Source organism: Dyella sp. SYSU CM1112, assembly GCF_058216415.1.
In genome coordinates, this window is the sequence record NZ_JBZEGI010000003.1 from 36,075 (window position 1) to 50,726 (window position 14,652).

14 protein-coding genes are annotated in these 14,652 nt (G+C 59.6%); 3 read left to right on the forward strand and 11 right to left on the reverse strand.

The features are described from left to right. Positions 1-33 precede the first annotated feature (33 nt). Positions 34-630, forward strand: a complete 597-nt coding sequence (locus AC4HNJ_RS05885) for an outer membrane protein (protein WP_490478616.1) — start codon at positions 34-36, stop codon at positions 628-630. Between the two features lie 140 nt (positions 631-770). Here the strand turns inward: AC4HNJ_RS05885 and AC4HNJ_RS05890 are convergent, their stop codons facing one another. The 5 genes from AC4HNJ_RS05890 to AC4HNJ_RS05910 form a co-directional block, all read right to left on the reverse strand. Beyond that, positions 771-1,775, reverse strand: coding sequence for a class I fructose-bisphosphate aldolase (locus tag AC4HNJ_RS05890; protein WP_490478617.1), 1,005 nt, complete (start codon positions 1,773-1,775; stop codon positions 771-773). A 131-nt stretch (positions 1,776-1,906) separates the two neighbouring features. Continuing rightward, positions 1,907-2,350, reverse strand: a complete 444-nt coding sequence (locus tag AC4HNJ_RS05895) for an energy transducer TonB (protein ID WP_490478618.1) — start codon at positions 2,348-2,350, stop codon at positions 1,907-1,909. 85 nt (positions 2,351-2,435) lie between these two features. Then, entirely contained in the window at positions 2,436-3,908 is a 1,473-nt protein-coding gene (pyk, locus tag AC4HNJ_RS05900; protein ID WP_490478619.1) for a pyruvate kinase, read from the reverse strand. A gap of 384 nt (positions 3,909-4,292) precedes the next feature. Then, positions 4,293-5,111, reverse strand: a complete 819-nt coding sequence (locus tag AC4HNJ_RS05905; protein ID WP_490478620.1) for a S1/P1 nuclease — start codon at positions 5,109-5,111, stop codon at positions 4,293-4,295. Positions 5,112-5,171: 60 nt separating this feature from the next. Further along, on the reverse strand, positions 5,172-5,636 hold the full coding sequence (locus AC4HNJ_RS05910; protein WP_490478621.1) for an OsmC family protein: 465 nt from the start codon (positions 5,634-5,636) through the stop codon (positions 5,172-5,174). Between the two features lie 173 nt (positions 5,637-5,809). Here AC4HNJ_RS05910 and gap point away from each other — a divergent pair, with 173 nt between their 5' ends. Continuing rightward, positions 5,810-6,823 carry a type I glyceraldehyde-3-phosphate dehydrogenase gene (gene gap, locus AC4HNJ_RS05915; RefSeq protein WP_490478622.1) on the forward strand — a complete coding sequence of 338 codons (1,014 nt, stop codon included), beginning with the start codon at positions 5,810-5,812 and terminating at the stop codon, positions 6,821-6,823. Positions 6,824-6,897: 74 nt separating this feature from the next. Here gap and tpx read toward each other — a convergent pair whose 3' ends face one another. The 4 genes from tpx to hppD form a co-directional block, all read right to left on the reverse strand. Further along, complete coding sequence (tpx, locus tag AC4HNJ_RS05920) at positions 6,898-7,398, reverse strand: thiol peroxidase (protein ID WP_490478623.1); 501 nt, start codon at positions 7,396-7,398, stop codon at positions 6,898-6,900. 113 nt (positions 7,399-7,511) lie between these two features. Further along, entirely contained in the window at positions 7,512-8,495 is a 984-nt protein-coding gene (locus tag AC4HNJ_RS05925) for a fumarylacetoacetate hydrolase family protein (RefSeq protein WP_490478624.1), read from the reverse strand. 93 nt (positions 8,496-8,588) lie between these two features. Then, a complete protein-coding gene (gene hmgA / locus AC4HNJ_RS05930) occupies positions 8,589-9,887 on the reverse strand; it encodes a homogentisate 1,2-dioxygenase (RefSeq protein ID WP_490478625.1) in 1,299 nt (432 codons plus the stop codon). A 163-nt stretch (positions 9,888-10,050) separates the two neighbouring features. Continuing rightward, the gene (gene hppD / locus AC4HNJ_RS05935) at positions 10,051-11,145 is read right to left on the reverse strand and encodes a 4-hydroxyphenylpyruvate dioxygenase (RefSeq protein WP_490478626.1); all 1,095 of its coding nucleotides are present in this window, start codon (positions 11,143-11,145) and stop codon (positions 10,051-10,053) included. A 114-nt stretch (positions 11,146-11,259) separates the two neighbouring features. Here hppD and AC4HNJ_RS05940 point away from each other — a divergent pair, with 114 nt between their 5' ends. Beyond that, positions 11,260-11,724 (forward strand): MarR family winged helix-turn-helix transcriptional regulator, encoded by a 465-nt coding sequence (locus tag AC4HNJ_RS05940; protein ID WP_490478627.1) that lies wholly within the window; start codon positions 11,260-11,262, stop codon positions 11,722-11,724. Positions 11,725-11,803: 79 nt separating this feature from the next. On the opposite strand, the gene AC4HNJ_RS05945 is transcribed toward AC4HNJ_RS05940, so the two are convergent. Continuing rightward, a complete protein-coding gene (locus AC4HNJ_RS05945; protein WP_490478914.1) occupies positions 11,804-13,261 on the reverse strand; it encodes a peptide MFS transporter in 1,458 nt (485 codons plus the stop codon). A 317-nt stretch (positions 13,262-13,578) separates the two neighbouring features. Beyond that, complete coding sequence (locus tag AC4HNJ_RS05950) at positions 13,579-14,427, reverse strand: tryptophan 2,3-dioxygenase (RefSeq protein ID WP_490478628.1); 849 nt, start codon at positions 14,425-14,427, stop codon at positions 13,579-13,581. Positions 14,428-14,652: the final 225 nt, after the last annotated feature.

A 14,652-nucleotide genomic window follows, 5' to 3' on the forward strand; every position in this document is an offset into this window, starting at 1 on the left:
ACCGCCTCGATCAATACAAATAAGGAGTACTCCATGAAAAAGACGCTGTTTGCTGTAGCCCTGGCTGCTGCCGGGCTGGTCGCCATCCCCGCCGCCTTTGCGCAGAGCTCCCCCTCCCAAACGGCTCAGCAAGGTTGGTATGTCGGTGCGGAAGCGGGCTATGGCCAGATCAACAAGGGTCCCTACGATTCCAACGGTGACGCCATCGGCGGCATCAAGGGTGGTTATCGCTTTGCCATCAACCCGAATATGTCCGTTGGCGTGGAAGCTGGCTATCAGTACCTTGGCCAGATAGATGCCCGCGGCGCCTCGGGTGTTTCATCGCTACGTTCCCGCCTGCACGGCCCGACACTTGGCGTGAACCTGCGCTACAACATTACCCCGAACTGGTACGGTGAAGTCCGCACGGGTGCTTTCTATGCTCAAGGCCAAGGTCTGACTGACAGCGTCAGTCCGGTGTATCAGCGCTTCGACCGCACGCGTTACTACGCTGGCGTGGGCGTGGGCTACAACATCTCGCAACACTGGAGTGTTGGCGTCAATTACAACTACTACGACGGCTCCAACCGCGATCATGGCGTGCAGTTGCAGACCAATGCTTACACGGTGTCTGCAGAATATCGCTTCTAAGCAAGCACCAAGATCACGAAGGTATCGAGTGGTTTTTACGGGCGCCCTGGTGGCGCCCGTTTTCTTTGCCTGCACAGAAAAAGAAAGGGCGCCAGCTTGGGGCGCCCTTTCCCTACTGCTTCGAGGTGGACAACGGAGGCTTAGCCCTTCCACTGTCCCAGCGCAGCGAGACCGTTGTCCTTGGCCCGTGCGTGCACGACTTTCTGTGCCTCGCCATAGTTGGCCTTCATGTCTTTTGCCCACAGCTTCAGTGCCGCCTGCTGCATGGCGCGACCATACGAGAACGACAGCGGCCAAGGATGCGGGCCCATGCGGTTCATGGCATTGAGATGAGCCGTGGATTGTTCGTCCGTCTGGCCACCCGACAGGAACACGATACCGGGGAGTGTTGCTGGCACGGTGGTCTTGAGCACGCGCACGGTCGCTTCAGCCACCTCTTCGACACTGGCCTGTTCTTCCGCATCCTTGCCCGGGATGACCATGCTTACTTTCAGAATGGTGCCTTCCAGCAGCACGTTCTGCTCGTACAGCGCGTTGAACAAGCTGCGCAGCACGGCCTCGTGCACTTCGTAGCTGATCTCGATGCTGTGATCGCCGTCCATGATCACTTCCGGCTCAACCATCGGTACAAGGCCCGCTTCCTGGCACAGCGCGGCATAGCGGGCGAGCGCATGGCAATTGGCTTCGATCGCGGTGGAGCTCGGATTGTCCTCGCTGATGTTGATCACCGCACGCCACTTGGCGAATTGCGCGCCAAGCTTCACGTATTCGGCCAGGCGCTCGCGCAGTCCATCCAAGCCTTCTGTCACGACGTCGCCCGGAAATCCAGCCAACGGCACCGGTCCTTTGTCGACCTTGATGCCGGGGATGATGCCGTTCTTCTTCATGAGCTGAGTGAAAGGCACGCCGTCCTTGGTGGACTGGCGGATGGTTTCGTCGTACAGGATGGCGCCGGAAATATGCTCCGAGAGATTGGGCGTCGTGAGCAGCAATTCGCGGTAGGCGCGACGGTTCTCTTCCGTGTTTTCGATGCCGACCGCCTCGAAGCGCTTCTTGATGGTGCTGGTCGACTCATCGATCGCGATGATGCCCTTGCCGGGTGCGACCATCGCCAGGGCGATGCTCTCGAGATCTTCAATGCTCATTGGACGACTCCGTGAAACTTTGGCGGCATGCGGCCGCAAGGCAGGAACGCCACCCATGCGGGCGGACTATTGGAAGCGCGCGATTATATCCCCATCCGGAGAAGGGGGACGCCAAGCGAGGGTTGTGCCAATCAGCCCTGCCCGTAGCCAGGCAGTTTGCAAGGAGCCATCAGCTTGTTGCGCTGCGCGGGGTCGTCAGGCGAATTGAACGGCACGATGTAATAGGTCGACACCGGCGTTTCGTGGTTATTGGTCAACGTAGGCCCGTAACGGAAATTAGATACCGCGCTCACCGCCGCTTTGCCGAGATCGCTCGCCGGCATCACCTTGGCGACCTTGACATCCATCGGCACCCCATCGCTCCCGATGGTGTAGGTCACCGCCACGCAACCGGGCTTATAAATGTTGACGCCGCTATTGGGTACGTCTACCGAAACATCACGATTGAGCAAAATCCAGTCATGAGGAAGCTGATCAGGCGCCACCCTGCGCGTTTCCTGAGCCATGGCTGGCAGGCAAGCGGCCACTATCGCGGCCACCAACAGTGTTTGGCCGATACGGGTGATCGTGCGCATGGCATACCTCCGATGTAGAGCAGTGGGGACAAGCCTAAGTCTATGCCAACCCTGAACGCTTCAGCGTCAGGGGCGGCCCCAACCATCACAGGTCGCGCAGGCTTTCCACCATGCCTTCGGATCCCACTGACAACAGCTTGAGCGTGTTGGTACCGCCGCCACGGCCAATGTGATCGCCATGCGTCAGCACCACCCGGTCGCCCTCGGAGAGCTTGCCTGCCGCAAACAGCTGGCGCACCGCTTCGCGTGCGGATACCGCGGGATTCAGCGTATCGTGCGTGAACTTCACCGGATGCACGTCACGCAATACCAGCATGCGGCGGCGCGCGTCATCAAACGGCGAAAGGGCATAAATCGGCACGGCACTGCGATAGCGCGACAGCCACTGCGCGGTAGCGCCCGACTCCGTCAAGGCAACGATCGCCCGCACGCCAATCTCACTGGCCAGCAGCATGGCGGCCAAGGCAATCGCCTGATCGGTGCGGTCAAGATGATGCGCATTGGTGGTGAGATCTTCCTTCGGCTCGAACTGACGTTCCGCGCCAAGGCAGATACGACGCAGCGCCGCGACAGCCTTGTCCGGATGCGCACCCGCGGCCGATTCCTCGGACAACATCACCGCATCCGTTCCGTCGATCACCGCGTTGGCCACGTCGAGCACTTCGGCACGCGTCGGGATCGGCGAGCGCACCATCGATTGCAACATCTGTGTCGCTGTGATGACAGCACGGTTGCGCTGCACCGATTCGCGGATGATCTTTTTCTGCAAGCCCGGCAGTTCGGCGTCGCCGATCTCTACGCCCAGGTCACCGCGCGCCACCATGACGACATCGGAAGCGTCGATGATTTCGCCAAGTACGGGAATCGCATCGGCGCGTTCGATTTTCGCCACCAGCGACGCGTTGCCGCCGGCCTCCTTCAACAAGCGCCGTGCCAGCTCCATATCAGCGGCAGACCGCACGAATGAGACCGCAAGAAAATCCGCGCCGATTTCGGCAGCGAGCTTGATGTCGGCTTTGTCCTTGTCGGATAGCGCATCGACGGTAAGGCCACCTCCCTGTCGATTCAAACCTTTACGGTCGGACAGGCGCCCGCCGATCAGCACCTGGCAGCGCACTTCGCTGCCAACGACTTCGCGCACCGTGAGTGCCACCAGGCCGTCATCCAGCAAGAGAATGTCCCCGGTCTTTACATCGTGTGGCAATCCCAGATAACTCACGCCGACACGTGTGGCGTCGCCTGGCGGTGCATCAACGCGACACTCAAGCACGAACGGCGCGCCTTCGCGCAATTCGACCGGGCCATTGGCGAACCGCTCGACGCGGATCTTGGGACCCTGCAGATCGGCCAGGATGCCGACCTCGCGCCCCACTGCTTCAGCAGCCTTGCGCACCGCTGCAGCCCTGACGCGATGATCGTCGGACTGTCCATGCGAAAGATTGAGGCGTACGACGTCAACGCCTTCGGCAATGATTTTTTCGAGCATGCCCGGCGCGTCAGTGGCGGGGCCTAGGGTGGCGACAATCTTGGTGCGGCGGGAATGAGTATCGGTAGTCATTGGTTGAGTTTTCACAGTCGTCCGTGGAGCCTAGCAGAACTGTACGCAAACACGACACATCATCGCGTTGCAATCGATTGCATTCGCAGATTCCGTCGCATTGCAGTGCCGCAAACCCACGTTGGGATTTGGATGGATAGACGTAAATGGGGCTTTATTTCCAGCGCTTGCGCCTGGGTTTTGCATCCAGGCAAGCCAACGGATCGGCAGTGACGTCCAATACCGCCGCGCATGGTCCGTCCATCGCAGACACTCAGATGTTCCATCCAATTGCCGATTGCGGGCCAAACGAAAATGCCCTCGCATGGGGATGGGCTATTTCCTATAACCCAACGCACAATTTCAGACGACACTCGTCCAGCAGGCGGAATGTGCAATTTTCCCTTAGCCGTTCTGCAGGGTAAGGTTCAAGATCTCGGCCAGCCGCCTGCCCGCTTCGCGCAAGCGCTTGTCCGCTACCGGCAGCTCAGCATCGACATATGCCTGGTCGATCTTGTGATTGGACGGATAGATGTCATGCGTGATTTGGCAGGATTCTTCCGCCCATTGGGCATAGGCATTGTTTAGCGGTGCACGCGGTGGCGGCAACGCAACCGGGCCTTCGGCATCGAGCCGCTGCGCATAGGTCCTCCAATCAAGGCCGCGAGTGCTGAGCAGGCCCGAATCCCATACTCGATGCAGATTGGTGCCCTTTCCCTCAAACTGCACTTGGTACGCGTTGCCCCCGGCATCGTCGCGATAGCCGCCATGCAAGGGCTGATGGATATCGCCAATGAAATGCACCACGAACTTGAGCGCCTGCAGCCTCACCGCATCCGGCTGGCTGCGATCACCGAGGATGCTGATGTAATGCGGAATCGCCTCGACCACGCATTTCCCATCCTTGCAGTCGCGCGGCGGTACATAGAGGCAGGAAGGATCGCGAAAATCGATGTAGTGCAGCGGGCGCGTCTCTTTCCATAGCGTCTGCTGCGATGGGTCGTTGCGAATCTCGTCCGGCCAGCTGGCGATATCCGCCAGGGATCGGGTGTGATCCAGCGCAAGCAGCCGCTCCACCTCTGCTTCCGCTGCCGGACTCAAATGGCGTTGTGCCAATTCGGCGACAACGCTATGCCCCAGCGGCCCCCACGCCTGTGCAGCCGGGGCGAGGGCAAAGACGGAAAACAGGGCAGCAGCAAGACGGCGCAGATGTACCGGGCGCATGGTGAAAACTCTGGATCGAAGTCGTGAAAGCATGGCATCTTGCCACAGGCTTTGTGACATTCAGACGTTGCTGGTGTGCACGACGGCTCCACTTGCGTCCCGTACGTTGACATCAACCTTGATGCCCTGTCGAACGCTCTCCGTCACGACGCAGAAATCTTCGAATTGCGCCAACGCACGATCGATGTGCTCAAGCGCAGAAGCCGCATCCGCCAGGTGCAGATCCACCTTGATACGCGCTATGCGCCAGCGCCCATGCTCATTACGTGCAAGCACTCCCTGCGCCTTGGTCACCAGCCTGTCCGGCGTGTTTTTAAACTTGCGCAAGGCAAACAGCAGGCTGGCAGACAGACAGTTGGCCACGGCAACCGTGAGCATGCGCGAAGGATTGGGACCCGCATCAGCCCCAAGAGGCGCGGCCTCGTCGGTCACCAGATCCGGCATCCCCGTCCCATCGAAGCGCACACGAAACTCGTATTCGCCGGTCTGCTCCAGGCTCACTTCGATCAACTGTTCGTCGCTCATGACATGCCTTCATATAAATGGGGAAAGAATCGGTAGCGCATGATCCAGCACCATCGGGCCATCGGCCAGCCCCAGAGTGAGGGACAACCTGGGTTCGGGCTAGAATGTCAATTTCGGCGGCCGCTCAAGACCGCCGCTTTGCTGTCCCATCACTCTTTGGAGGACGCTGTCCCATGGCCATCAAGGTCGCCATCAACGGTTACGGTCGCATCGGCCGCAATACTCTGCGTGCACTCTATGAAGCCGGTCGCACGAACGACATCCAGATCGTCGCGGTCAACGATCTCGGTAACGCCGAGACCAACGCGCACCTGACCCAGTACGACACCGCCCACGGCAAATTTCCGGGCGAGGTTTCGGTGGATGGTGGTGATCTGATCGTCAACGGCGACCGCATCAAGGTATGCGCCGAACGCGATCCCTCCAAGCTGCCGTGGGCCGATCTGGGTATCGACGTCGTGCTGGAATGCACGGGCCTGTTTACCTCCAAGGCGAAGGCCAGCGCGCATATCAACGCCGGCGCCAAGAAAGTGATCATCTCCGCGCCCGGCGACAAGGACGTGGACGGCACCTTTGTCTACGGCGTCAACCACGACAAGATCACCCCTGCGCACCAGGTGATCTCCAACGCCTCCTGCACCACCAACTGCCTGGCACCCCTGGCCAAAGTGCTGCACGAAAAGATCGGCATCGTGCACGGCCTGATGACCACCATCCATGCTTATACCAATGATCAGGTGCTGACGGACGTCTACCATTCCGACCTCCGCCGCGCCCGCTCGGCCACGCATTCGCAGATTCCGACCAAGACCGGCGCCGCCGCCGCAGTGGGCCTGGTCCTGCCGGAACTCAACGGCAAGCTCGATGGTTTTGCCATGCGCGTGCCGGTGATCAACGTATCGGTGGTGGATCTCTCCTTCGTAGCCGCACGCAACACCACCAAGGAAGAAATCGACGCTGCCATCCACGACGCCGCCAATGGCGCACTGAAGGGCATCCTGGCGGTGAACACCAAGCCACTGGTCTCCATCGACTTCAACCATAACCCAGCCTCCTCCATCTATGACGCAAGCCAGACGCGCGTCATGGGCGGTACGCTGGTGAAGGTGCTCAGCTGGTATGACAACGAGTGGGGTTTCTCCAACCGCATGTTGGACATGACCCATGCGTTGATGGCAGCAAAGTAAGCGCTGCCGCAGCACTCAAAAAGCCGGGCAATGCCCGGCTTTTCATCAAGGGCCCGCGTTTTGGAAACCCAGCCTTACTTCAAGGCAGCAAGCGCTGCGTCGTAGTCCGGCTCGTTCGCAATCTCGCCCACCAGTTCTGTGTGCAGCACTTTGCCGTGCTCGTCCAATACGACCACTGCGCGCGCAGCGAGGCCAGCCAAGGGACCGGAGGCGATCGCCACGCCATAGTGTTTGAGGAAATCATGCCCGCGCATGGTCGACAGCGTCACGACGTTATCGAGTCCCTCGGCACCGCAAAAGCGGGCCTGTGCAAAAGGTAGATCCGCTGAGATGCACAGCACCACGGTGTTCGTCAGCTGGCTGGCCTTCTCATTGAACCGGCGTACCGAGGTGGCGCACGTTGGCGTATCGATGCTGGGAAAGATATTCAGCACTTTGCGCTTGCCGCTGAAACCGGTCAGCGGCACATCGGAAAGATCTTTGCCAACCAGGCTGAAGGCAGGGGCGTCACTACCGACGGCAGGCAGTTGCCCTTCAAGTTTGACCGGATTGCCCTTGAGCGTGACCTGGGACATATGCAACTCCTGGCATGTGTGGGGAGGCTACGAAGATAGCGCCGATATGGCGATGCGTCACGGCTTTCACCCGTGCATCAAGCAACGGCTTGAACAGACACCGGCAAGTGGTACTAACTCAGCCGCGCGATGACCTGTTCGATGGAACCGAATATCGACGCACCATCTTTGTCCCTGACCTCGATACGCAGCGTATCGCCGAATGTCAGAAACGGTGTGCTCGGCTTGCCGTCACGCAGTGTTTCAACCGTACGCTGCTCGGCCAGGCACGATGCGCCCTTGCTGGTGTCCTCGTTGGCAATCGTGCCGGAACCGACGAGGGTGCCCGCCGTAAGCGGTCGTGTCTTGGCTGCATGCGCCACGAGCTGGGCGAAATTGAACTGCATGTCGACGCCGCATTCGGCTTCACCAAACCACTGACCATTGAGCCATGTGCGCATGGGCAAATGCAGCGTTTCGCTTTGCCACGCATCCCCAAGCTCATCCGGTGTCACGAACACCGGCGACAACGCTGACCGCGGTTTTGATTGAAGAAAGCCGAATCCCTTCGCCAGTTCGGCGGGAATCAGATTGCGCAAACTGACGTCGTTGACCAATCCAATCAGCTGTATATGACTGGCGGCCTGATCCGGCGTTACCGCCATGGGCACGTCATCGGTGATGACAACCACTTCCGCTTCCAGGTCGATACCGTAATCCTCGCTAGGCACCACCACTGGATCGCGCGGACCAAGGAAGCCTGCGCTGGTGGCCTGGTACATCAACGGATCGACATAAAACGATTCCGGCACTTCCGCACCACGCGCACGGCGCACGCGCGCGACGTGCGGCAGATAGGCGCTGCCATCCACAAATTCGTATGCGCGCGGCAGTGGCGCCGCCAGTGCATTCATCTCAAGCGGAAACGCGCCCGGCGCGTTGCCTTGATTGAGCTCGTCCGACAACGCGTTCAATCGTGGCGCCGTATTCGACCAGTCGTCCAGCGCCGCCTGCAGCGTGGCAGCAATGCCAGGGGCTTTGACGGCTCGCGTCAGATCACGACTGACAACGATCAGCGTGCCATCACGACCACCTTCTTTCAGACTGCCCAGCTTCATGCACTCACTCCATCGCCGCGATCACTGCGGCTTTTCACATCGTTCATGGCGGGGCTCGTCCCCGGACCTTGGCTTATTGTGCCAGCGCGCAGCTTACGCGCGCTCGGCCTTGAAATGCTTGGCGATGCCTTGCCAGCACTGGTAGTAGTCGCGTTGCCGTTGCGGCGCATCCAGAGCCTGCTTGGTCGGATGGATGACTTTGCGGGTTTCGAACATGAAAGCCATCGTGCCCGTCAGATGATCCGGCTTGCTCGTATCTGCCACACTCGCCTTCTCGAAGCTCGTCGCATCGGGTCCGTGACCGCTCATGCAGTTGTGCAAGCTCGCACCGCCTGGCGCGAAACCGCCGGCCTTGGCGTCGTACACACCTTCAATCAGGCCCATGAACTCGCTGGCCACGTTGCGATGGAAATATGGCGGACGAAACGTATGTTCGGCCACCAGCCAGCGCGGCGGGAAGATCACAAAGTCCACGTTCGCCGTGCCGGGCGTATCGCTGGGCGATGTCAGCACAGTGAAGATCGACGGATCAGGATGATCCACGCTGATCGAACCGACGGTATTGAAATGCCGGAGGTCGTACTTGTAGGGCGCATAGTTGCCGTGCCACGCCACCACGTCCAACGGTGAATGGTCGATACGCGCCGTCCACAGGGCGCCCTGGAATTTGGCGATCAGCTCGAAATCGCCGTCGACATCTTCATAGGCCGCGTGCGGCGTGAGGAAGTCGCGTGGCAATGCCATCGAATTGGCGCCAATGGGTCCCAGGTCCGGCAAGCGGAGCAAGGCGCCGAAATTCTCAGCGATGTATCCGCGCGCTTCGTTGTGCATCAGCTCGACGCGAAAACGTACGCCCCGCGGAATCACGGCAACCTCCAATGGCTGCACGTCAAGCAGTCCCAGTTCGGTCGCGATACGCAGGCTTCCCTGTTGCGGGACGATCAATAGTTCGCCATCCGCATTGTAGAAAAAACGCCCGTGCATCGAACGGTTGGCCGCATAGATGTGGATGCCGCAACCCGCCTGCTCGCCAGGACCGCCATTGCCGGCCAGGGTCACGATGCCGTCGAGAAAATCCGTAGGCGCCGAAGGCATCGGCCACGGATCCCAACGCAGTTGATTCGGTGTCGCGGGCACTTCATCGAAGCGATTATGGAACGTTGCATGGGAACGCGCCTCGAACGGCTGATGCATGGCTGCCGGCCGGATGCGGTACAGCCAGCTGCGTTTGTTGCTGTGCCGTGGTGCCGTGAAGGCTGATCCGGAAAGCTGCTCGGCATATAAGCCATGCGCCACCCGCTGCGGCGAGTTCTGCCCCTGTGGCAACACGCCGGGTATCGCCTCGCTGGCGAATTCGTTGCCGAAGCCGGATTGGTAGCCGTTCGATTCCATCGCCCATTCACTCTTGCGTGGCTTTTACTTCCTCCCCCTACGAAGCTATGGGCGAGGCGTCGATTTTGCGGGGAGAAAGTACGTCAGCGCGAGGTTTATTGCTATCCAGCGCCAACGTATCCCTCACCCAGCCCTCTCCGTCACGAAGAAGGCAACTGAAAAATCACAGCACGCCGCGCCGCATCTGGTCACGTTCGATCGATTCGAACAGCGCCTGGAAATTGCCTTCACCGAAACCTTCATTGCCCTTGCGCTGGATGATCTCGAAGAAGATCGGTCCGATGTTGTTTTGCGTGAAGATCTGTAGCAATTTACGCTGCTTGGTTTCCGGATCGGCGTCGATCAGGATCTTGTTCTTCCGCAGACGCGGCACGTCTTCGCCGTGATGGGGAATGCGCTGCTCCACCACTTCGTAATAGGTATCCGGCGTATCGAGGAATGCCACGCCCTTCGCGCGCATCGCTTCGATCGTGTCGTAGATATTGTCGGTAAAACAGGCGATGTGCTGGATACCTTCGCCGTGATAAGCATCGAGGTATTCGTTGATCTGGCTCTTCGGGTCGCTCGATTCATTGAGCGGAATGCGCACGATGCCGTCCGGCGCCGTCATCGCCTTGGACACCAGGCCGGTTTTTGCGCCCTTGATGTCGAAGTAGCGAATCTCGCGGAAGTTGAACAGGCGCTCGTAGTACTCCGACCATTTCTGCATGTTGCCGAAATACAGGTTATGCGTGAGGTGGTCGATGAAGGTCAGGCCGAAACCGACCGGATGCTGATCGACTCCCGGCACCGGTTCAAAGTCGCCGTCATAGACGCTTTCCTTGTCACCGTAACGATCAACCAGGTACAGCATGCAATCGCCAATGCCCTTGACCACGGGTGCGTTGACGACTTTGCTATCCGCCTTATGCGTAATGGCTTCGCCACCGTTGGCAAGCACGGTGGTCAACACGTCGCTGGCCGGCTTCTTGAAGCGGATCGCGAAACCACTCGCGCAGGGACCATGCTTGGCCGCGAAATCCGCCGCGAAGGAGTCTGGATCCTCATTGACAATGAAGTTCACGTCGCCCTGTCGATACACCGTGATCGGACGACGCTTGTGCTTGAGCACCGCCGTGAAACCCATGTTCCGGAACAACGCATACAATTCACTCCCCCGGCCAGCCGGTGCGGCAAACTCAACGAATTCGAAACCGTTGATGCCCATGGGGTTCTCGAAGGTGGTGACTTGCATGCCGAGATTGGGCTGGGCGTTCATGGCGCTCTCCTGCAGTGGATCGATGCGCGACGGCAGCCACGGGAGCGTGCCACCATCGGAAGAAGATCATCGTTATAGTTACATGTGAAACTAATTGCAAGGAACACTGCCGCAATGTCCCATCCGCGCAAGCCTGCCCCTGCTGGTGCCGAACACGCTCCCCTGGAACTGGAGCATTTCCTGCCGTATCGACTGTCCATTCTTTCGAATACCGTCAGCCAGGGGATCGCCGACGATTATCAGCGCCGCTATGACCTCAGCATGACGGAATGGCGCGTAATGGCCGTATTGGCTCGCTTTCACGGCCTTTCGGCACGGGAAGTCGCCGAACGCACCGCGATGGACAAAGTGGCTGTCAGCCGCGCACTCGCCCGCCTGACGGCTGCAGGAAGGGTCAATCGCGAAACGCACGGCGGCGACAAGCGCCGTTCGGTGCTGAGCCTGACCGAGGCCGGCTGGCTCATCCACGACGATGTCGCGCCGATGGCGCGGGCACGGGAACGCGAAGTGCTGGCAAAGCTGGACGAAGAAGAATGCCGCTGGCTGAATCGCATCCTCGACAAACTGCTGGCGACATAAACGAAAAAAGCGAAGCGGCGTACCGCTTCGCTTTCATCTTCCTAGGCTGTGTTCCATAGCAAGCGCGTAGTGAACGCGCTCACTTCACCCCGTGCATCAATCGATTGATCAGGGGCGATATCAGCAGCAGCACGACGCCCGCGCCCGCCAGCAGCCAGAAACTAAAGGTGAACCCGCTCAAGGCCGAAGCCGCCGTCATACCGTTTTCGCCACTGATGCGCCCGGCCAGCAAGCCCGACAAGTTGCCACCCACCGCCAGCGATAGAAACCACCCCCCCATCGCCAATCCCACCAAGCGCGGTGGCGCAAGCTTGGTCACCATCGACAGGCCGATCGGCGACAGGCACAGCTCGCCTACCGTCTGCAGTACATAGCAAGCCGTCAGCGGCCAGAACGGAATCAATCCGTGCGTATCGATCAAGCGCGACAAGGCGTACATCAGCACCAGGAAACCGAGCCCATTGAAGATCAAGCCGAGGCCGAACTTGCGTGGAATCGAGGGCTCTTTGTGCCGGCGCGCGAGAAATCCCCATACCTGTGTGACAACCGGCGCCAGCACGATGATGGCCAGCGGACTGACCGACTGAAACCAGCCGACGGGGAACACCCAGCCGCCAAACATCGTGCGATCGACCATGTTTTCCGCAAGAAAATTGAACGACGTACCAAGCTGGAAATAGAACATCCAAAACAACAGGTTGAAGGCAAAGATGATCAACATGGCGATGACACGATGCACTTGCACCCTGTCATGGCGCACCGCCTCCACGATCAACATCGCCGCGACGACGACGAATAGCACCGCGAGCAACCACTGCAGGCCGATCGCACCGATTTTCGACAGCAGGAAGTAAACCACCGGCACGGCGATGATGACCCCCGCGACAACCCAGAGCACCCGCAGCCGGCTGGAAGCATTCGGAGCCGGCCGTCCGACACCACGCAAACCACGCCGCCCAAACCAGAACCAGAGCAAGCTGAGCACCATGCCCACACCGGCCGCAGCAAATACCAGCCGATAGTTCTGCTGCATGGGGGTATGCGTGAAGTAACTGGCAAGCCATCCGGTGAGCAGCGGCGCCACGAATGCGCCGCCATTGATGCCCATGTAAAACAACGTAAAGCCGCGATCCCGCCGTTCGTCGTAAGGTCCGTACAGCTGTCCGACCATGGAGGAGATATTCGGCTTGAACAGGCCGTCTCCCACGACCACCATGGCAAGGCCATAAAGCATGGCCTGCTGATGCGGCAGCATGATGGTGAACAAGCCCGCGGCCATGACCAATGCGCCAAGCAGGATGGAGCGCTGGTAGCCAATCAGCTTGTCGGCGATATAGCCGCCGAAGATACCGGTGGCATAGATCAGTGCGGTGTACGCACCGTAGATCTTGCTGGCCCATGCCTGCCCGGAGGGATCGCCGTGATAGAACTGCGCCACGATATACAGGGCGAGCGCCCAGCTGACGCTGTAAAACGCGAAACGCTCCCAAAACTCGGTCATGAACAGCATCCATAGCGGACGCGGATGACCAAACATCTGCGGAAAATCGGGCGCGGTGTCGACGCCGGCTTCAAAACTCTGACTCACGGATTTCCCCTTGGGCGGTAGAGGCACAGATGTAACGAGCCGGACGGGGTTCAGTCAAATGCCATGCCGGACAGGCAGCTCATTCAGGCGGGGAACTTCTCCATCACACGCATCTGCGCCAGAGAAACCGTCGCTTCCGCGAAAGCGGGAATCCCTGTTGCTCTCGAATAAAAAGGTCGCCACAGATTGACCGGTTTCGTCGTGGGACCGCGCCCGTCTTCGCGGGAGTCACGCCAATGAACCTCTGCACCGATGCACCATCTGCGTTAACTGCCCAGCACCGTTCGCACATCCAGCAGCTCGGGGAAAAATTCCAGTTCCAGCGCTTTCTTCAGAAACGCCACCCCTGAGGAACCTCCCGTCCCGCGCCGATGTCCGATGATGCGCTCCACGGTTTTCATATGGCGGAAACGCCAGAGTTGGAAACTCTCTTCCACGTCCACCAGTTGTTCGCACATGTGGTACTCCGGCCAGAATGCCGTCCGCTCTTCGTAAATGCGCTTGAATACCGGAAGCAATCCTTCGTGACGCCGATACGGCTCATTCCAATCGCGCTCCACTCTCGCCGCCGGCACCGCATGGCCGTGGCGCGCGAGGTAACGCAAAAATTCGTCGTACAACCCCGGCGCCTGCAAGACCTCGCGCAGCTGCGCTTGCGCTGCCGGGTCGTAGTCGAACACTTGAAGCATCTGCACGTTCTTGTTGCCCAGCATGAATTCGATCATGCGGTACTGCAGCGACTGAAACCCGGACGACGAACCCAGCACGCCGCGAAATTCCAGGTATTCCGACGGCGTCAGGGTTTCCATCACCGCCCACTGCTCGAACAGCTGGCGCTGCACGTGTTTCACGCGCGCGAGGATTTTCAGGCATCCGTCCACGTCGTCGGTACGCAGGTGCGCGATAGCCGCTTTCAACTCATGGATGAGCAGCTTCATCCACAGCTCGGCCACGTGATGCATCACGATGAAAAGCATTTCGTCGTGATGCGGCGGCTGGCTGACAGGCTGTTGGGCGGTAAGCAACTGGTCCAACCGCAAGTAGCCGCCGTAGGTCATCCGGCCGCTCAGATCGAGCTCGATGCCTGCCTCGAGGTCACGCTGGTTGTCCGTCATAGTGCCCGCAGACCCACAAAAAGAAGGATGTTAACCGCTATCGCGAACCCCAGACTCGCGGGCTCGCATGCTGCAGTGTACCTTGCGACGCAACATGGCGGCCTGCTATCAATTAGCGTTTTTCTGGGTTGAACGGATGCTCCGACTACACACACAGCGTGGTGATGCCCGCGTAAAATAGGTCGAAGTATTCCCAGCGCGTCCGGCCCCACTGGATGGGCCGCG